This window comes from Vibrio sp. KUL78, from assembly GCF_059725505.1.
In genome coordinates, this window is sequence record NZ_AP045837.1 from 3,500,469 (window position 1) to 3,518,273 (window position 17,805).

Sequence of the window (17,805 nt, forward strand, 5' to 3'; positions counted from 1 at the left end):
CTCCTACATCGAATCAAGGAATGCAGTAAGCGGACTAGACGCAACAGCGTGATTCACCGTACCAGCCAATCCACTTTCATAAGCGATGCGACCTGATTCTACTGCTAACTTAAATGCACGAGCCATCGCGACTGGGTCAGCAGCAGCGGCTATTGCTGTGTTAACCAAGACCGCATCAGCCCCCATCTCCATGGCAAGTGCTGCATGAGAAGGCGCGCCAATTCCAGCATCGACGACAACAGGAACATTCGCTTGCTCGATTATGATCTCTAAGAAGTCTTTACTGACTATGCCTTTATTGCTTCCAATCGGAGCACCTAATGGCATCACAGCGGCACAGCCAACTTCCTCTAGATGTTTACAAAGCGTCGGATCAGAGTGACAGTAAGGTAAAACAATAAAGCCATCTTTTACTAACTGCTCTGCCGCCTTCAATGTTTCGATTGGATCAGGTAGTAAGTATTTCGGGTCAGGGTGTATTTCCAATTTTAACCAGTTGGTACCCAATGCTTCTCTCGCTAGATGAGCCGCAAATATTGCATCCTTTGCGTTTTTTGCACCTGAGGTGTTGGGAAGCAAGTTGACCCTATTACTGATTAGAGGACGCAAGATGTCATCATCTTGACCGTCGAGATCAACCCGCTTCAGTGCCATCGTCGCTAATTCTGAACCACTCTCTACGATAGACTTCATCATCAACGACTGATCAGCGAATTTACCGGTACCGGTAAAAAGTCTTGAGTTAAAGGTTTTATCTGCAATCTTCAGCATCAGTTAGCCCCCTGCTATCGCTTGAAAAATATTGATGGACATGTTTTCTTTGACAGTGAATGTAGGCCACTCCGATTTAGGAACGATCTGATCGTCGACAGCAATCGCACAACCTAGCGCGTCAATATCTAGCTCTGTAAGCAAGTTAGCTAGGTTAGTTTCTTGCGACATCTGATGGATGGAATTATTTACTTTTAACTGAATCATCTCTGCTCTCTTACTTCTTTTTACTTGTTGCCGCACACACTGCATTCAGTGTCTTTGTTAATTCGCAATGATTGCCAACTACCATTGAGTCCGTCGAATAGTCTCAAATCTGGCAACTGTTTATCTTGGCTATCACGATGAACTGCTAGGATCAGCTTTAGTGTCTCCAACGCTTGATAGACCCCCATCATCCCAACCACAGGACCCATTACCGCCGATTCAGAGCATTTTGACGTCCCTTTTATCTCGTCAAATGGATACAGGCAGCGATAACACGGTACATCTAGGTTGGATGAAAAAGGGAATACGCTCAGTTGCCCATTCCATCCAATTGCCGCCGCAGTCACTAAATCGGTATTGTGTTGACAGCAGTACTGGTTAACAGCCTGGCGTGTAGTGATGTTGTCGCTACAGTCCACAACCACATCTGCAAGCGATATCTCTAACGCTAACTGGCTAGCCTCAAGCCTCTTATCAATCGCTCTGACGCTAATATTCGGGTTTTGGTTGGTGAGACTTTTAGCCAAACACGCTACCTTAGCTGCACCGATATCTGCGTAGCCATAGGTAACTTGCCTAGGTAGATTGGACGTTTCAATGACATCATCATCTGCTAGCACTATTCGGCCGATCCCAGCTCCAGCTAGATAGATACTCGCGGCAGTTCCAAGACCACCGCAACCAATGATCAAAACATGAGAGTTCACAATATCTGCTTGTCCTGCTTCACCCACATTCGTCAAGCTGAGTTGTCTCAAATACTGTTTGAACTGAGCATCGTTAATCATGTGTTCGCTCACTCATAATCGTTGCAAAGTTATCAAGTACCGCCGGTACGTTGTCGGATAAGGTAATTGCTCGTACAACTGCTAGACTCGTAACACCACAGTCCCAGACGTGTTTCGCTGTTTTAAGATCGATCCCACCAATAGCGACCGTCGGATAGCCGATTACATCACCGTAAGGAATCGAATCGATGAGCTTTTGATATAAAGCCAACCTAACTAACCCTTGTGGTTTCGACGGCATCTGTTTAGTCGTTGTTGGGAAAATGTGGCCTAAAGCAATGTAGCTCGGATTAATCTGGATAATGCGCAGCAGTTCGTAGTAACCGTGCGTCGATAGCCCTAACGCAATACCTTGCTCAGCGAGCTGTTTTAGGTCCGCAACTTCGATGTCTTCTTGCCCTAAGTGAACACCATACGCACCATGCTTTAGTGCCAACTGCCAATAGTCATTAATAAAGACTTGTGCATCATGCTTCTCACCAAGTCTTATAGCTTGTTCTATTTGTTGTTCAAGGTTAGGTGTATCAGGTTGCTTGATTCGAAGCTGAATCGTTTTAATGCCTAGCGCTAACAGACGCTCTATCCATTCAATGCTATCAACTACTGGATAGAGACCTAGCTTTTGCTTACTCACTGTAGGGAAAGCTTGGTTGGACGCATCAACGGCCCAGCCAACACGAATGCCAAAGTGATGGTTTTCAATAACGGGTACTGAAAACTGCTCGAGCTCAGCTGGCCATGTTTCACGTGAAACACTCCCTGCTCTTGCGAGCATCACCGTGTCCTCAAGAGGAAAATCCAGAACTAAGCAGACAACAAACCAAGCAAAATGAACTTCTCTATCTACGACGCTATTGCCGTCCGTTGAAGCCTTTATGGTGTCCTCTCTACACGACCAAACATCGGCATACTCATCACCGCTAGTGACATCGATATAGACGTCGCCAAACTTAAGTGATGCAAGGTTGCTCGACAATTGTGTTTCATCTAAGTGGTGTGAATAGCGAACTCGATAGTCACTGTTAACAAAGTGTTCTTTACTATTACTGTCGCTAGAAATCGTACTGACTTCATTTCCATCAACAATCGTCACTACCTCACATTGGTCTGAGATAGAAAGTTCGATGGACTCGACACCAAAGCCAACCTTACTTGCAAGCTGAAGTACATCCTCAATATGAGAATGTACAGGCGCATAAATAGGGGGCAATAAAAGTTTCAACGGAAGCTCCTTATTCTTCTAGTTGGTAGAGTTATTCTTCGGTGACAGCTGGGTGGTAAAGTTCAGCACCCGTCGCCCTAAACTCCTGAGATTTTTGACGCATTCCTTCAAGGGGATCATCGATCAATCTGACCTCAATATTTTCATTAGATTGATAGTCTTTTGCATACTCACGAACCTCTTGAGAGATTTTCATTGAGCAGAATTTAGGACCACACATGGAACAGAAGTGGGCAACTTTCCCAGATTCTTGAGGCAAGGTTTCGTCATGGAATTGGCGTGCAGTATCGGGGTCGAGAGCGAGGTTGAATTGATCTTCCCAGCGGAACTCAAATCTTGCCTTTGACAGTGCATTATCACGGATCTGAGCGCCCGGATGACCCTTTGCCAGATCAGCAGCGTGTGCGGCAAGTTTGTAAGTAATAAGACCTGTCTTCACATCTTCTTTATTGGGCAGGCCAAGATGCTCTTTTGGGTGTCACATAACACAACATAGCGCAGCCATACCAACCAATCATTGCAGCACCGATACCTGAGGTAATATGGTCATAGCCAGGGGCAATATCGGTGGTCAGTGGACCGAGCGTATAAAATGGCGCTTCGTGGCAATGCTCAAGTTGCTCATCCATGTTCTCTTTGATCATATGCATTGGCACATGACCTGGGCCTTCAATGATTACCTGTACATTATGTTCCCACGCAATCTTGGTCAGTTTGCCAAGCGTTCTCAGCTCTGCAAACTGAGCTTCATCGTTAGCATCAGCTATCGAGCCAGGACGCAGCCCATCACCTAGAGATAACGCAACGTCATAGCGTGCACAAATCTCACAAATCTCTTTGAAGTTGGTGTAGAGAAAGCTCTCTTCATGATGCGCAAGACACCACTTAGCGATAATAGAACCACCTCGGCTTACAATGCCTGTCACACGCTTTGCGGTTAATGGAATATGATGTAGGAGCAAACCTGCGTGGATCGTAAAGTAATCAACCCCCTGCTCTGCTTGCTCGATCAGTGTATCTCGCATCACTTCCCATGTAAGGTTCTCAGCAACGCCATTTACCTTTTCTAAGGCTTGATACATGGGAACGGTACCGATCGGTACTGGGCTGTTTCGAAGGATCCACTCTCGAGTCTCATGAATATTCCGCCCGGTAGACAAATCCATTACAGTATCGGCACCCCATCGCGTACCCCAAACCAATTTTTCGACTTCTTCTTCAATCGATGAAGTGACCGATGAGTTACCAATATTGGCGTTAACCTTTACTAAAAAGTTTCGACCAATGATCATTGGCTCAGACTCAGGGTGATTGATGTTTGACGGAATAATGGCACGTCCTTCAGCAACCTCTTTACGCACAAACTCAGGTGTAATTTCTTTTGGTAGGTTCGCGCCGAAGTGTTGTCCGGGATGCTGCTGAGTGAGCATTTCGTCTTTAAGTTTTTGGCGCCCCATATTCTCACGAATGGCGATGTACTCCATTTCTGGAGTAATAATGCCCTTGCGAGCGTAATGAAGTTGAGTAACGCATGCTCCATCGGCACCACGTCTAATGCGAGGTAATTGACCGTAACGAAGCTCGTCCAAGGTTTCATCAGCTAAACGCTCCTTGGCGAACTCAGAAGTCACACCGTCTAGTACTTCCGTATCTAGGCGTTCTTCTATCCATTGCTCCCTGAGCTTTGGGAGCCCATTGTAGAGGTCGATGTCATGTTGAGGGTCTGTGTATAGGCCAGAGGTGTCATACACGTGTATAGGCTCGTTAGGCTCGTATACAGGGTTATCTTGATTGCCACCAATTAGACTATCGGAAAGAGAGATCTTACGCATCGGTACCTGCAGATCGCTGCGGCTACCTTGAATATAGGTTTTCTCTGAGTTTGGATAGGGCGTCACCGATAACGTATCGATGAAGTTCTTTGCGTCCAGTCTATTTTGCTTACGTGTCGACATAGCATTTCCTTATATATCTTATAGTTATAGAAGATAAATGCTTGACGGATGTGTGAAGACAAGAGGTATCAACTGCAATAGCGCGAGCTATTTGATAATAAAAGAGGTGAAGTTACTTTTATTCTCTTGTTCCCTTCGCTGGTATTAACCAGATCAGGTTCAACGGATCCCGAATTAACGGTCTCAGCCCAGAGGGCACTCCGACAAGTATTGGCAACGATTATAGAAGAAAAGATTCCGAACATTCAATAACCGTTGAGTGGTTTTTGACTAACTTTTGGTTAAAATTTGAAAACCTATCCAACAGGCTGAGATACTTAACACAACGTTAAGGAGCACGTTTAGTCCCATCTTCAAAAATGCGCCTTGCTGCATTAGTAATACATTGTCCATCGAAAAGGTAGAGAATGTCGTCAATGCGCCTAAAAAGCCTAGACCAATGATCTGACGCCATGGCTCTGGAGCAAACACCTCTGCCTCAAAAGCCGCTATCAACAGCCCCATGATAAACGAACCGACAACATTCACGGTTAACGTACCATAAGGGAAACCACGCCCTAGGATCATCACACAAAGCTCAGAAATCAAATAGCGACTGCAAGCGCCAAATGCCCCACCGATTGCTATAAAGCCTAAAATTGAAAGCTGTCCCATAACCACTCTTTTTAAAAAACTTACTGATGGGAGTAATAATATACGAACACTCTATAAATTCGAGTGAAGATCTAGGAAACTAAGGATAAATTTTGATGATGTAGTGGGCTGAACCCTACCAAAAATTCAAAAGTTACAGGAGTAACGTTTGCACTGAGTGTGGTTTGATTGCTACAGATGAATACAGTACGAGATAATTAAAGAATTACAAATGCAAAAAAAACTCGTCTTTAAACGAGGCTTCTTGATAAGTGGCGGAGACGCCCAGTCTAGGGTTGCATCCAACCGGGACTCGACTTCCGTGAAAGGGAAGCTACCAAACTATAGATAATAAAAAACCCGACGCTTTCGCATCGGGTTTTCTAATAAGTGGCGGAGTGGACGGGACTCGAACCCGCGACCCCCGGCGTGACAGGCCGGTATTCTAACCAACTGAACTACCACTCCGCAGTGGTCTATTTAAAGTCTTATCTAAATCGTGCTTTAAACAGATATTGTTCAAAGCCTGGCGATGTCCTACTCTCACATGGGGAAGCCCCACACTACCATCGGCGCTATTGCGTTTCACTTCTGAGTTCGGCATGGAGTCAGGTGGGTCCACAACGCTATGGTCGCCAAGCAAATTCTGTTTTGCCTTCAGATTTTCTGAAAATCTGAAAACAATAAATCTGGAAAGCTGTTAATGCGTTCTCATACACATTCAATTTGTTCTTGCTTTGAGTCCATCAAAACCCTTTGGGTGTTGTATGGTTAAGCCTCACGGGCAATTAGTACAGGTTAGCTCAACGCCTCACAACGCTTACACACCCTGCCTATCAACGTTCTAGTCTCGAACAACCCTTTAGGACACTTAAAGTGCCAGGGAAGACTCATCTCAGGGCTCGCTTCCCGCTTAGATGCTTTCAGCGGTTATCGATTCCGAACTTAGCTACCGGGCAATGCGTCTGGCGACACAACCCGAACACCAGAGGTTCGTCCACTCCGGTCCTCTCGTACTAGGAGCAGCCCCCTTCAATCTTCCAACGCCCACGGCAGATAGGGACCGAACTGTCTCACGACGTTCTAAACCCAGCTCGCGTACCACTTTAAATGGCGAACAGCCATACCCTTGGGACCGACTTCAGCCCCAGGATGTGATGAGCCGACATCGAGGTGCCAAACACCGCCGTCGATATGAACTCTTGGGCGGTATCAGCCTGTTATCCCCGGAGTACCTTTTATCCGTTGAGCGATGGCCCTTCCATTCAGAACCACCGGATCACTATGACCTGCTTTCGCACCTGCTCGAATTGTCATTCTCGCAGTCAAGCGGGCTTATGCCATTGCACTAACCTCACGATGTCCAACCGTGATTAGCCCACCTTCGTGCTCCTCCGTTACTCTTTGGGAGGAGACCGCCCCAGTCAAACTACCCACCAGGCACTGTCCGCAGCCCCGATAAGGGGCCAACGTTAGAACATCAACACTACAAGGGTGGTATTTCAAGGACGGCTCCACTAATACTGGCGTACTAGTTTCAAAGCCTCCCACCTATCCTACACATGTAGGGTCAATGTTCAGTGCCAAGCTGTAGTAAAGGTTCACGGGGTCTTTCCGTCTAGCCGCGGGTACACTGCATCTTCACAGCGATTTCAATTTCACTGAGTCTCGGGTGGAGACAGCGTGGCCATCATTACGCCATTCGTGCAGGTCGGAACTTACCCGACAAGGAATTTCGCTACCTTAGGACCGTTATAGTTACGGCCGCCGTTTACCGGGGCTTCGATCAAGAGCTTCGACCGAAGTCTAACCCCATCAATTAACCTTCCGGCACCGGGCAGGCGTCACACCGTATACGTCATCTTACGATTTTGCACAGTGCTGTGTTTTTAATAAACAGTTGCAGCCACCTGGTATCTGCGACTCCCCATAGCTCCATCCGCAAGGGACTTCACCGCGAGGAGCGTACCTTCTCCCGAAGTTACGGTACCATTTTGCCTAGTTCCTTCACCCGAGTTCTCTCAAGCGCCTTGGTATTCTCTACCCGACCACCTGTGTCGGTTTGGGGTACGATTCCTTACAATCTGAAGCTTAGAGGCTTTTCCTGGAAGCATGGCATCAATGACTTCACTACCGTAGTAGCTCGACGTCGTGTCTCAGCCTTAAAGAGAGCCGGATTTACCTAACTCTCAAGCCTACGCACTTGAACCTGGACAACCGTCGCCAGGCCCACCTAGCCTTCTCCGTCCCCCCATCGCAATTGTAAGAAGTACGGGAATATTAACCCGTTTCCCATCGACTACGCCTTTCGGCCTCGCCTTAGGGGTCGACTCACCCTGCCCCGATTAACGTTGGACAGGAACCCTTGGTCTTCCGGCGAGGAGGTTTTTCACCCCCTTTATCGTTACTCATGTCAGCATTCGCACTTCTGATACCTCCAGCAGACCTTACAATCCACCTTCAACGGCTTACAGAACGCTCCCCTACCCAATATACAAAGTATATTGCCGCAGCTTCGGTTTATAGCTTAGCCCCGTTACATCTTCCGCGCAGGCCGACTCGACTAGTGAGCTATTACGCTTTCTTTAAATGATGGCTGCTTCTAAGCCAACATCCTAGCTGTCTAAGCCTTCCCACATCGTTTCCCACTTAGCTATAATTTGGGACCTTAGCTGGCGGTCTGGGTTGTTTCCCTCTCCACGACGGACGTTAGCACCCGCCGTGTGTCTCCCGGATAGTACTTACTGGTATTCGGAGTTTGCAAAGGGTTGGTAAGTCGGGATGACCCCCCTAGCCTTAACAGTGCTCTACCCCCAGTAGTATTCGTCCGAGGCTCTACCTAAATAGATTTCGGGGAGAACCAGCTATCTCCAGGTTTGATTGGCCTTTCACCCCTAGCCACAAGTCATCCGCTAATTTTTCAACATTAGTCGGTTCGGTCCTCCAGTTGATGTTACTCAACCTTCAACCTGCCCATGGCTAGATCACCTGGTTTCGGGTCTATATCCAGAGACTGAACGCCCAGTTAAGACTCGGTTTCCCTACGGCTCCCCTAAACGGTTAACCTTGCCACTGAATATAAGTCGCTGACCCATTATACAAAAGGTACGCAGTCACACCACGAAGGTGCTCCTACTGCTTGTACGTACACGGTTTCAGGTTCTATTTCACTCCCCTCACAGGGGGTTCTTTTCGCCTTTCCCTCACGGTACTGGTTCACTATCGGTCAGTCAGTAGTATTTAGCCTTGGAGGATGGTCCCCCCATATTCAGACAGGATATCACGTGTCCCGCCCTACTCGATTTCACTGATGATGAGATGTCGGTTACGGGGCTATCACCCTGTATCGCGGCACTTTCCAGAGCCTTCACCTGTCTCATTAAAAGCTTAAGGGCTAATCCAATTTCGCTCGCCGCTACTTTCGGAATCTCGGTTGATTTCTCTTCCTCGGGGTACTTAGATGTTTCAGTTCCCCCGGTTCGCCTCGCTGAGCTATGTATTCACTCAGCGATACCTGCTTATGCAGGTGGGTTTCCCCCATTCAGGAATCTCAGACTCAAAGGTTATTACTACCTAATCTGAGCTTATCGCAAGTTATTACGCCTTTCATCGCCTCTGACTGCCAAGGCATCCACCGTGTACGCTTAGTCACTTAACCATACAACCCCAAAGGGTCTTTCTATTTGTCTTCACTTTTGAAAAGTAAAAGCAAACGGTCAAACAACCAAAGTTGTCTGCATTTTTATACATGTGCAGACTCGATTTTGCCGGACTCAAATATGAATAGCTTTCGCTATTCCCAAGAACACTTGAATGTGTGTTGGTACCTAAATGATTAAATCATCTAGGATTTGAGAACTTTTAATTGAATAACATTAATCAAATGTTATTCGTCAGCTTTCCAAATTTTTAAAGAGCATGTTTTCTACAGCAATAAAGCTTTCGAAACCATTTTTAAGAGCACTTAAAGCCTTTCTTCATAAAGAAATGCGCTTAAAGATGGTGGGCGATACCGGGCTCGAACCAGTGACCCCCCCCCTAAGGTTCCCCCCAACTGAGCTAATCGCCCACGAAAGTCATTCCGTGGAATGTTCAAGAATGGTGGAGCTAAGCAGGATCGAACTGCTGACCTCCTGCGTGCAAGGCAGGCGCTCTCCCAGCTGAGCTATAGCCCCATTTCTTGAGAGTTCCTTCAAAGAAGGAAATGGTGGGTCGTGCAGGATTCGAACCTGCGACCAATTGATTAAAAGTCAACTGCTCTACCAACTGAGCTAACGACCCAATGGTATCCCGTAGGGGAGTCGAACCCCTGTTACCGCCGTGAAAGGGCGGTGTCCTAGGCCTCTAGACGAACGGGACACTAAGCAGTAAGTGTTGGGCACTTACTATTTTCTGCTTTCGCTTTTCAGCAAAAACAAAATCTCTTTATCTTTACAAACCTAATCAATCTGTGTGAACACTCATCGCAATAATCTTTCGTATAAGGAGGTGATCCAGCCCCAGGTTCCCCTAGGGCTACCTTGTTACGACTTCACCCCAGTCATGAACCACAAAGTGGTGAGCGTCCTCCCGAAGGTTAAACTACCCACTTCTTTTGCAGCCCACTCCCATGGTGTGACGGGCGGTGTGTACAAGGCCCGGGAACGTATTCACCGTGGCATTCTGATCCACGATTACTAGCGATTCCGACTTCATGGAGTCGAGTTGCAGACTCCAATCCGGACTACGACGCACTTTTTGGGATTCGCTCACTTTCGCAAGTTGGCCGCCCTCTGTATGCGCCATTGTAGCACGTGTGTAGCCCTACTCGTAAGGGCCATGATGACTTGACGTCGTCCCCACCTTCCTCCGGTTTATCACCGGCAGTCTCCCTGGAGTTCCCACCCGAAGTGCTGGCAAACAAGGATAAGGGTTGCGCTCGTTGCGGGACTTAACCCAACATTTCACAACACGAGCTGACGACAGCCATGCAGCACCTGTCTCTCAGTTCCCGAAGGCACAAGACTGTCTCCAGTCTCTTCTGAGGATGTCAAGAGTAGGTAAGGTTCTTCGCGTTGCATCGAATTAAACCACATGCTCCACCGCTTGTGCGGGCCCCCGTCAATTCATTTGAGTTTTAATCTTGCGACCGTACTCCCCAGGCGGTCTACTTAACGCGTTAGCTCCGAAAGCCACGGCTCAAGGCCACAACCTCCAAGTAGACATCGTTTACGGCGTGGACTACCAGGGTATCTAATCCTGTTTGCTCCCCACGCTTTCGCATCTGAGTGTCAGTATCTGTCCAGGGGGCCGCCTTCGCCACCGGTATTCCTTCAGATCTCTACGCATTTCACCGCTACACCTGAAATTCTACCCCCCTCTACAGTACTCTAGTCAGCCAGTTTCAAATGCAGTTCCGAGGTTGAGCCCCGGGCTTTCACATCTGACTTAACTAACCACCTGCATGCGCTTTACGCCCAGTAATTCCGATTAACGCTCGCACCCTCCGTATTACCGCGGCTGCTGGCACGGAGTTAGCCGGTGCTTCTTCTGTCGCTAACGTCAAACGATGCAGCTATTAACTACACCGCCTTCCTCACGACTGAAAGTGCTTTACAACCCGAAGGCCTTCTTCACACACGCGGCATGGCTGCATCAGGCTTGCGCCCATTGTGCAATATTCCCCACTGCTGCCTCCCGTAGGAGTCTGGACCGTGTCTCAGTTCCAGTGTGGCTGATCATCCTCTCAGACCAGCTAGGGATCGTCGCCTTGGTGAGCCATTACCTCACCAACTAGCTAATCCCACCTGGGCATATCCTGACGCGAGAGGCCCGAAGGTCCCCCTCTTTGAGCCGAAGCTATTATGCGGTATTAGCCATCGTTTCCAATGGTTATCCCCCACATCAGGGCAATTTCCCAGGCATTACTCACCCGTCCGCCGCTCGACGCCGTTAACGTTCCCCGAAGGTTCAGTTAACTCGTTTCCGCTCGACTTGCATGTGTTAGGCCTGCCGCCAGCGTTCAATCTGAGCCATGATCAAACTCTTCAATTTAAGATTTTGTCGGCTCAATGAATACTGAACATTACATAAAGTAATGTTTGAATTGACTGTGCTGAATCTTTCGATTCAATGGTCACTTCGTTTCATTGAAACCTAATTTGATACCGCTCTTTATTAAGAGAAATATCTAATTTGATTATCATCAACGAGTGCCCACACAGATTGATAGGTTTATATTGTTAAAGAGCTTGTTTCGAACTTCGGACTAAGCGTCCCTCTCAAAACGGATGGCCATTTTAGCGAGATAAGCTTTCGTGTCAACCACTTTTTTCAACTTATTTTGCTAAGCTTCTTAGAAGCTTGTGACCTTCTGACTCGTTGGGGATTTCGTTGTCCTTTCCCGTGTCAGCGAGGGGGCATTATAGAGATCGAAATCACATTGGCAATACCCTAAATGCAGTTTTTTAGCATTTTTTGTTTGTATGGTTATTTTTTGTGCTTTGGCGCTGTAAATTACTGCAATAACTCGCCAAAATAGCCCCATTCCACAGATTTAGAGACTGATATGACTTCAATTCGCAGTTACAAGGGCATAAAGCCACAATTAGACAGCTCCGTCTATATAGATGAAACCAGTGTTATCGTCGGTGATGTCCGCTTTGGTAAAGATGCCAGTGTTTGGCCCCTAGTGTCAGCGCGTGGTGATGTGAACCATATAGAAATCGGTGAGCGCACTAATATCCAAGACAACAGTGTATTGCACGTTACCCATAAGAATGCGGAAAACCCTGAAGGCTACCCATTACTCATAGGTAATGACGTTACTATCGGTCATAAGGTAATGCTGCATGGCTGCATCATCAAAGATAGGGTTCTTGTGGGTATGGGGAGCATCGTACTTGATGGCGCAACCATTGAGTCCGATGTGATAATAGGAGCTGGTTCGCTGGTGCCACCTAATAAAATTTTAGAAAGTGGCTACCTCTATGTAGGCAGCCCGGTCAAACAGGCTCGTCCTTTAACCGATAAAGAAAGAGCCTTTTTGCTGCGCTCTGCCAATAACTATGTGCAGAACAAAAATGACTATATGCAGGAAGTAACGATCATTCGTTAGTTAATGATAATGCGTCCCTGTTCATCGAAAGCCTCATCTTCAACGAGGCTTTCAGCTATCTCTTCTATATCAAAGCGCGCCGCTTCAAACTGCTCAAAGGCGTTTTCCTTTGAAACCTCACTGGAGTTATTAAGCTTACCCAGCTTGTCCAAACTCACCAAACAGATAATCAACATTCCAGCCTGCTGAGCATGGAACTCAACCATGCCGGTTTCCTCATTCCAAGTAAGCTGGTCGGAAAACAAAATGGACTGATTCATTCGATTAGCCTTCTAGGTTCTTTCTTAGCTCTCGCAAGATCTGCTTAGTGCCCGGTCTCAAACCTCGCCATAACATGAAGCTTTCGGCCGCTTGCCCAACAAGCATACCTAGACCATCATAAGCGAATCTTGCGCCAGAATCCTTGGCCCATTGATTGAATGTCGTTAGCCCTTGACCATAAGTCATGTCATAACTGACGGTGTGGTTAGCAAAGATAGCACTACTAACATCAGGAAGCTGTTTATAGAGGCTGGTAGAAGAAGAGTTGATGACCACATCATAAGCGTTTGCAATATCGCTCATTGGCACCGCTGCAATTGGGCCAAACTCATCAAAAAGCTCAGAGAGCTGCTGTGCTTTTTCAAAAGTACGGTTGGTGATAGTTATAGATGCGGGCTTTTGATCGAGTAGTGGCTTGAGAACACCTCGAGCAGCACCACCAGCACCAATCACTAAGATGGAGGCGCCTTCTAACTGAACTTGGTGTTGTAGCAGATCTTGAACTAAGCCTTCGCCGTCGGTGTTATCTCCAATGATTTCGCCGTCATCAAGTTTCTTGAGCGTATTGACCGCACCGGCAAGCTGCGCGCGCTCGGTCAGACGACCTGCGAACTGATAAGCGTCTTCTTTAAATGGTGCGGTAATGTTGCACCCTTTACCACCCGATAGAAAAAAGTCCGTTGCCGCTTGTTTGAAGCCTTCGGGTTCCGGCTCTTGGCGACCATACTCTAGGTTTTGCGAGGTTTGTCGTGCGAAAAGTGTATGAATATACGGTGACTTACTTTGTGAAATGGGGTTACCAAATACAACGTACTGATCGGGCTTGCTCATGTCTGTGCCTACTGTCCTTGCCTAATGGGTGCCGAAAGGTATAGCCCGACACTATCATTTCGACACACATTCGCCAAGTTGAACCATGGCTATTTGAACTGTGGCTATCCGCTCAATTACCACTCTCTAGGTTGTAGATAGTCGCTATACAGCTTCGCCTCGGCACTTCCCTCTTCGGGTTGGTAACTGTATTCCCAACGAGCCAATGGAGGCATCGACATCAGAATGGACTCTGTACGGCCACCACTTTGCAAGCCAAACAGCGTCCCACGATCATAAACAAGGTTAAACTCTACATAGCGTCCGCGACGATACAGCTGGAAATTGCGCTCGCGTTCACCATAAGACTCGTCTTTGCGCTTCTCGACTATAGGCAAGTAAGCATTGGTATACCCATTACCCACCGCCTGCATGTAGGCAAATGAGCGTTCAAATCCCCACTGATTGAGATCATCAAAGAATAAGCCACCGACACCGCGAGTTTCATTTCGATGTGGCAAGAAGAAGTAATCATCACACCACTTCTTATGCTCCGCATAAACTTCGTCGCCAAATGGCTGGCAGATTTGCTTAGCGGTATCATGCCAGTGCTGGCAATCCTCTTCGAACGGATAAAAAGGTGTCAGGTCAAAACCTCCACCAAACCACCAAATCGGATCTTCCCCCTCTTTTTCTGCAATAAAGAAGCGTACATTGGCATGTGAGGTAGGGATATAAGGGTTTTTAGGGTGAATCACTAGCGATACCCCCATCGCTTCAAACTTACGCCCGGCTAATTCTGGTCGGTGAGCTGTTGCGGAAGCGGGCATCTTGTCGCCAAACACATGTGAGAAGTTCACGCCGCCTTGCTCAAACACGTGACCGTCTTTCATCACTCGGCTGCGACCGCCGCCACCTTGCTCACGTTGCCACTCATCTTGCTGAAAGGTAGCAACACCGTCTTGTTGCTCGAGTTTTTGGCAGATATCGTCTTGAAGCTGAAGTAGAAACGCTTTGACTTGATGTTTATCGACTTGCTGCACAGGGTCTCCTTAACCTTGTCTTAGTACTTTTAAGGTGCGCGCATCGCGGATTTCACTAGGCTTGTTTCGACCGCCGGTTTCACCCTCGAGAATAGCCACTAATCGGTCACCGAGCTGCTCTTTCACTTCTTCTGTCGTCATGCATGATGGCATACCGGAAAGGTTAGCACTGGTTGAGGTAATCGGCTTGCCGTAGGCCAAACACAGCTTTTGCACCAGTTGATGGTCGGTCACGCGCACCGCAATGGTATCAAAAGCACCGCTTAACCAAGAAGAGACACGAGAGCTGGCTGGCATGATCCAGGTATAAGGCCCTGGCCAGGTCTGTTGAACACTCTCAAGCTGTTGCTGCGTTAACTGTGTTTCATCTATATAGGGACGCAGCTGTTCAAAATTGGCCGCGATGAGGATAAGACCTTTCTCTACCGGACGCTCTTTTACTGCCAGCAGTTTTTCAATCGCCTTAGTATCATCAGGGTCACATCCAACACCGAACACACCTTCCGTTGGATAAGCAATTACTTCACCGGATTGAAGCGCCGCAACTGTGGTTTGAAAATTATCCACCGAGACTTCCTTTTATTAAAAGCTAAACAATTATTTTACATTTCAACGGCACTATGCTCAAAAGCCGGGTGAGAATCCAGAAAAAAACACAAAATTCACCCACGCAAACGTTTTCCTAAGAAAAAAATCCTCGTATAATGCGCGCAAATTAGTCCATTTGCACACGCCTTGAAGGAGCTTCGGATGAAAGTCGGCATTATTATGGGTTCAAAATCAGATTGGCCAACCATGAAACTTGCAGCAGAAATGCTGGATCAGTTTGGTGTGGATTATGAAACCAAGGTTGTTTCTGCTCACCGTACACCGCAACTACTCGCTGACTACGCGACCTCTGCTAAAGAGCGTGGCATCTCAGTTATCATCGCAGGCGCAGGCGGTGCTGCACACCTTCCTGGTATGGCTGCAGCATTCACAAGCGTTCCTGTATTAGGCGTTCCAGTTCAAAGCCGTGCCCTAAAGGGCATGGATTCATTACTGTCTATCGTGCAAATGCCAAAAGGCATTGCGGTTGGCACACTGGCAATTGGTGAAGCAGGTGCAGCAAATGCCGGTATCCTAGCTGCGCAAATCATTGGTGTTCACGATAATGCCGTGATGGAAAAAGTTGAAGCGTTCCGCAGCCAACAAACAGAAACCGTACTTGCTAACCCAGATCCTTCTGAGGACTAACAATGAAACATGTACTGGTTCTAGGGGCCGGACAACTGGCACGTATGATGTCACTGGCTGGCGCTCCATTGAATATTCAAATCTCCGCGTTTGACGTGCGTAGCGAGAATATCGTTCACCCGCTAACACTTGAAGTTTTAGGTAACGGTCTAGAGCAGGCGATCGCTCAAGCTGATGTGATTACCGCTGAGTTCGAACATATTCCACATGACGTGCTCGCAATCTGTGAGAAGAGTGGCAAGTTCCTACCTTCGACAGAGGCCATCAAAGCCGGTGGTGACCGTCGCTTAGAGAAAGCACTTCTCGACAATGCCGGAGTGAAGAACGCTAAATACGCTGTCATCAACACACGCGCTGATTTCGACGCGGCTATTGAGCATGTTGGCCTTCCAATGGTGCTCAAAAGCGCTTTAGGCGGATACGATGGTAAAGGCCAGTGGCGATTGAAAACGCTTGATGACGTCGATGCTATCTGGACCGAAATGGCACAGTGCATTGCTGAATCAGACAGCCAAGCCATTGTTGCCGAGGAGTTTGTTCCTTTCCAACGGGAAGTCTCATTGGTTGGTGCTCGCAATAAGCAAGGTGAGATTGCTATCTATCCACTGGCTGAAAATGTGCACACCGATGGCGTATTGACACTATCTACTGCGATTGATGAACCTGAACTTCAAGCACAAGCGGCGCAGATGTTTACCGCTGTTGCTGAGTCTCTGGACTATGTGGGTGTACTCGCGCTTGAGTTCTTCGATGTCAATGGTCAGTTGCTTGTCAACGAGATCGCTCCTCGCGTGCACAACTCTGGGCATTGGACTCAGCAAGGTGCCGATACCTGTCAGTTCGAAAACCACCTACGCGCAGTATGCGATATGCCGCTGGGCTCGACACAAGCCATTCGCACGACATCAATGGTAAACATTTTGGGTGAAGATACCCTGCCAGAAGCCGTGCATGCTCTGACTGGCTGCCACGTGCACTGGTATGGTAAAGACAAACGTGCTGGTCGTAAGATGGGTCACATCAATGTGACTGCAGACGACAAAGCCGCGTTAAAAGCGCAGCTGCTTGCCTTGTCTGAACTCCTAGATGAGACCGCTTTTCCTGCACTTAAACCAGCCGCTGAAGCACTTTAAGCTTGGTTAAACGCTAGAATTTAAAACGGCTCCCATTGGGAGCCGTTTTGTTATTCGCTTTCTTGCACTTTATGGCAGCGCCTTGACGCGCACTCAAGTACCGTACCTGATGCCCGCTTCTTTTCTACCAACAACTCAAAACCACAATACTGACAGTGCCCCTCGACTGGAGGGTGATTAACTGCGAACTTACACTTCGGATACTGATCGCAGGCATAAAAGGCCTTGCCAAAGCGCGACTTTCTCTCTGTCAGCGCGCCTTTAGCACATTCCGGACAGGAGACCGTCGCTTGGGTTGGTTGCTCTGGCTCTTCTTGCTTGTTGGGTGATTGAATAAAATGACATTCTGGGTAGTTACTGCAGCCGATAAACATTCCAAATCGTCCTTGGCGCAGCAGTAGCTCTGAGCCACAGTCAGGGCACGCTACACCTAACTCTTTGATGATATGACCATCATTTTGATGCAAGGGTTTAATGTAATCGCAGCTAGGGTACTGGTCGCAACCTAGAAAAGGGCCGTGTTTGCCATTTTTAAGGATCAGCTTACCAGCGTCACATTGAGGACACGGCTCATGATCCAGTGCATGCTCATGAGCCGAGAAAAGTTGATTGTCGATTTTACCACTCATGGTGTTCTCTTAACGCAAGCA

Annotated in this window: 13 protein-coding genes, 4 tRNA genes, 3 rRNA genes, 1 pseudogene and 1 riboswitch; of the genes and pseudogenes, 3 read left to right on the plus strand and 18 right to left on the minus strand. The window is 47.7% G+C overall.

Annotation, left to right across the window (positions count from 1 at the left end; translation table 11 throughout):
* Positions 1-3: 3 nt before the first annotated feature.
* The 13 genes and pseudogenes from AC6I8Y_RS16270 to AC6I8Y_RS16330 form a co-directional block, all read right to left on the minus strand.
* On the minus strand, positions 4-771 hold the full coding sequence (locus tag AC6I8Y_RS16270; protein WP_498020562.1) for a thiazole synthase: 768 nt from the start codon (positions 769-771) through the stop codon (positions 4-6).
* Between the two features lie 3 nt (positions 772-774).
* The gene (gene thiS, locus AC6I8Y_RS16275) at positions 775-978 is read right to left on the minus strand and encodes a sulfur carrier protein ThiS (RefSeq protein ID WP_252012949.1); all 204 of its coding nucleotides are present in this window, start codon (positions 976-978) and stop codon (positions 775-777) included.
* Between the two features lie 20 nt (positions 979-998).
* On the minus strand, positions 999-1,766 hold the full coding sequence (locus AC6I8Y_RS16280) for a HesA/MoeB/ThiF family protein (RefSeq protein WP_498020563.1): 768 nt from the start codon (positions 1,764-1,766) through the stop codon (positions 999-1,001).
* Entirely contained in the window at positions 1,759-2,988 is a 1,230-nt protein-coding gene (locus AC6I8Y_RS16285) for a thiamine phosphate synthase (RefSeq protein ID WP_498020564.1), read from the minus strand. The genes AC6I8Y_RS16280 and AC6I8Y_RS16285 overlap by 8 nt, the downstream gene beginning before the upstream one ends.
* A gap of 31 nt (positions 2,989-3,019) precedes the next feature.
* Positions 3,020-4,943, minus strand: a pseudogene (gene thiC, locus AC6I8Y_RS16290) (phosphomethylpyrimidine synthase ThiC).
* A gap of 113 nt (positions 4,944-5,056) precedes the next feature.
* Positions 5,057-5,156: riboswitch (TPP riboswitch) on the minus strand.
* Positions 5,157-5,213: 57 nt separating this feature from the next.
* Positions 5,214-5,597 carry a fluoride efflux transporter CrcB gene (crcB, locus tag AC6I8Y_RS16295; protein WP_234494910.1) on the minus strand — a complete coding sequence of 128 codons (384 nt, stop codon included), beginning with the start codon at positions 5,595-5,597 and terminating at the stop codon, positions 5,214-5,216.
* 370 nt (positions 5,598-5,967) lie between these two features.
* Positions 5,968-6,044, minus strand: a tRNA-Asp gene (locus AC6I8Y_RS16300).
* A 56-nt stretch (positions 6,045-6,100) separates the two neighbouring features.
* A 5S ribosomal RNA gene (rrf, locus tag AC6I8Y_RS16305) occupies positions 6,101-6,216 on the minus strand.
* A 127-nt stretch (positions 6,217-6,343) separates the two neighbouring features.
* Positions 6,344-9,234, minus strand: a 23S ribosomal RNA gene (locus AC6I8Y_RS16310).
* A gap of 441 nt (positions 9,235-9,675) precedes the next feature.
* A tRNA-Ala gene (locus AC6I8Y_RS16315) sits at positions 9,676-9,751 on the minus strand.
* 30 nt (positions 9,752-9,781) lie between these two features.
* Positions 9,782-9,857 (minus strand) — tRNA-Lys (locus AC6I8Y_RS16320).
* A 2-nt stretch (positions 9,858-9,859) separates the two neighbouring features.
* A tRNA-Glu gene (locus AC6I8Y_RS16325) sits at positions 9,860-9,935 on the minus strand.
* A gap of 122 nt (positions 9,936-10,057) precedes the next feature.
* Positions 10,058-11,609: ribosomal RNA gene (locus AC6I8Y_RS16330) — 16S ribosomal RNA — on the minus strand.
* Together the 16S, 23S and 5S rRNA genes with 4 tRNA genes alongside form the textbook arrangement of a ribosomal RNA operon.
* Before the next feature lie 514 nt (positions 11,610-12,123).
* Between AC6I8Y_RS16330 and AC6I8Y_RS16335 the strand changes: the two genes are divergently transcribed.
* Positions 12,124-12,672: a gamma carbonic anhydrase family protein gene (locus AC6I8Y_RS16335; protein WP_498020565.1), complete on the plus strand. Its 549-nt coding sequence runs from the start codon at positions 12,124-12,126 to the stop codon at positions 12,670-12,672.
* On the opposite strand, the gene AC6I8Y_RS16340 is transcribed toward AC6I8Y_RS16335, so the two are convergent.
* The 4 genes from AC6I8Y_RS16340 to tsaC form a co-directional block, all read right to left on the minus strand.
* Positions 12,669-12,932, minus strand: a complete 264-nt coding sequence (locus AC6I8Y_RS16340) for a DUF1488 family protein (RefSeq protein WP_252012954.1) — start codon at positions 12,930-12,932, stop codon at positions 12,669-12,671. The two genes, AC6I8Y_RS16335 and AC6I8Y_RS16340, sit on opposite strands and share 4 nt — an antisense overlap.
* 4 nt (positions 12,933-12,936) lie before the next feature.
* Positions 12,937-13,764 (minus strand): shikimate dehydrogenase, encoded by an 828-nt coding sequence (aroE, locus tag AC6I8Y_RS16345; RefSeq protein WP_234494863.1) that lies wholly within the window; start codon positions 13,762-13,764, stop codon positions 12,937-12,939.
* Between the two features lie 116 nt (positions 13,765-13,880).
* A complete protein-coding gene (gene hemF / locus AC6I8Y_RS16350; protein ID WP_252012955.1) occupies positions 13,881-14,786 on the minus strand; it encodes an oxygen-dependent coproporphyrinogen oxidase in 906 nt (301 codons plus the stop codon).
* Between the two features lie 9 nt (positions 14,787-14,795).
* The gene (gene tsaC, locus AC6I8Y_RS16355; protein WP_234494865.1) at positions 14,796-15,353 is read right to left on the minus strand and encodes an L-threonylcarbamoyladenylate synthase type 1 TsaC; all 558 of its coding nucleotides are present in this window, start codon (positions 15,351-15,353) and stop codon (positions 14,796-14,798) included.
* A gap of 183 nt (positions 15,354-15,536) precedes the next feature.
* On the opposite strand from tsaC, the gene purE reads away from it, so the two are divergent.
* Positions 15,537-16,022 (plus strand): 5-(carboxyamino)imidazole ribonucleotide mutase, encoded by a 486-nt coding sequence (gene purE, locus AC6I8Y_RS16360; RefSeq protein ID WP_042478050.1) that lies wholly within the window; start codon positions 15,537-15,539, stop codon positions 16,020-16,022.
* Positions 16,023-16,024: 2 nt separating this feature from the next.
* Positions 16,025-17,155, plus strand: a complete 1,131-nt coding sequence (locus AC6I8Y_RS16365) for a 5-(carboxyamino)imidazole ribonucleotide synthase (RefSeq protein ID WP_498020566.1) — start codon at positions 16,025-16,027, stop codon at positions 17,153-17,155.
* Between the two features lie 50 nt (positions 17,156-17,205).
* Here the strand turns inward: AC6I8Y_RS16365 and AC6I8Y_RS16370 are convergent, their stop codons facing one another.
* Positions 17,206-17,784, minus strand: coding sequence for a DNA topoisomerase family protein (locus tag AC6I8Y_RS16370; protein ID WP_234494868.1), 579 nt, complete (start codon positions 17,782-17,784; stop codon positions 17,206-17,208).
* Between the last annotated feature and the right edge of the window lie 21 nt (positions 17,785-17,805).

Bases quoted from the DNA above. Each gene is read 5' to 3' on its own strand.
- AC6I8Y_RS16270 (WP_498020562.1), bottom strand. From the start codon at position 771: ATGCTGAAGATTGCAGATAAAACCTTTAACTCAAGACTTTTTACCGGT.
- thiS (WP_252012949.1), bottom strand. From the start codon at position 978: ATGATTCAGTTAAAAGTAAATAATTCCATCCATCAGATGTCGCAAGAA.
- AC6I8Y_RS16280 (WP_498020563.1), bottom strand. From the start codon at position 1,766: ATGATTAACGATGCTCAGTTCAAACAGTATTTGAGACAACTCAGCTTG.
- crcB (WP_234494910.1), bottom strand. From the start codon at position 5,597: ATGGGACAGCTTTCAATTTTAGGCTTTATAGCAATCGGTGGGGCATTT.
- AC6I8Y_RS16335 (WP_498020565.1), top strand. From the start codon at position 12,124: ATGACTTCAATTCGCAGTTACAAGGGCATAAAGCCACAATTAGACAGC.
- AC6I8Y_RS16340 (WP_252012954.1), bottom strand. From the start codon at position 12,932: ATGAATCAGTCCATTTTGTTTTCCGACCAGCTTACTTGGAATGAGGAA.
- aroE (WP_234494863.1), bottom strand. From the start codon at position 13,764: ATGAGCAAGCCCGATCAGTACGTTGTATTTGGTAACCCCATTTCACAA.
- purE (WP_042478050.1), top strand. From the start codon at position 15,537: ATGAAAGTCGGCATTATTATGGGTTCAAAATCAGATTGGCCAACCATG.
- AC6I8Y_RS16365 (WP_498020566.1), top strand. From the start codon at position 16,025: ATGAAACATGTACTGGTTCTAGGGGCCGGACAACTGGCACGTATGATG.
- AC6I8Y_RS16370 (WP_234494868.1), bottom strand. From the start codon at position 17,784: ATGAGTGGTAAAATCGACAATCAACTTTTCTCGGCTCATGAGCATGCA.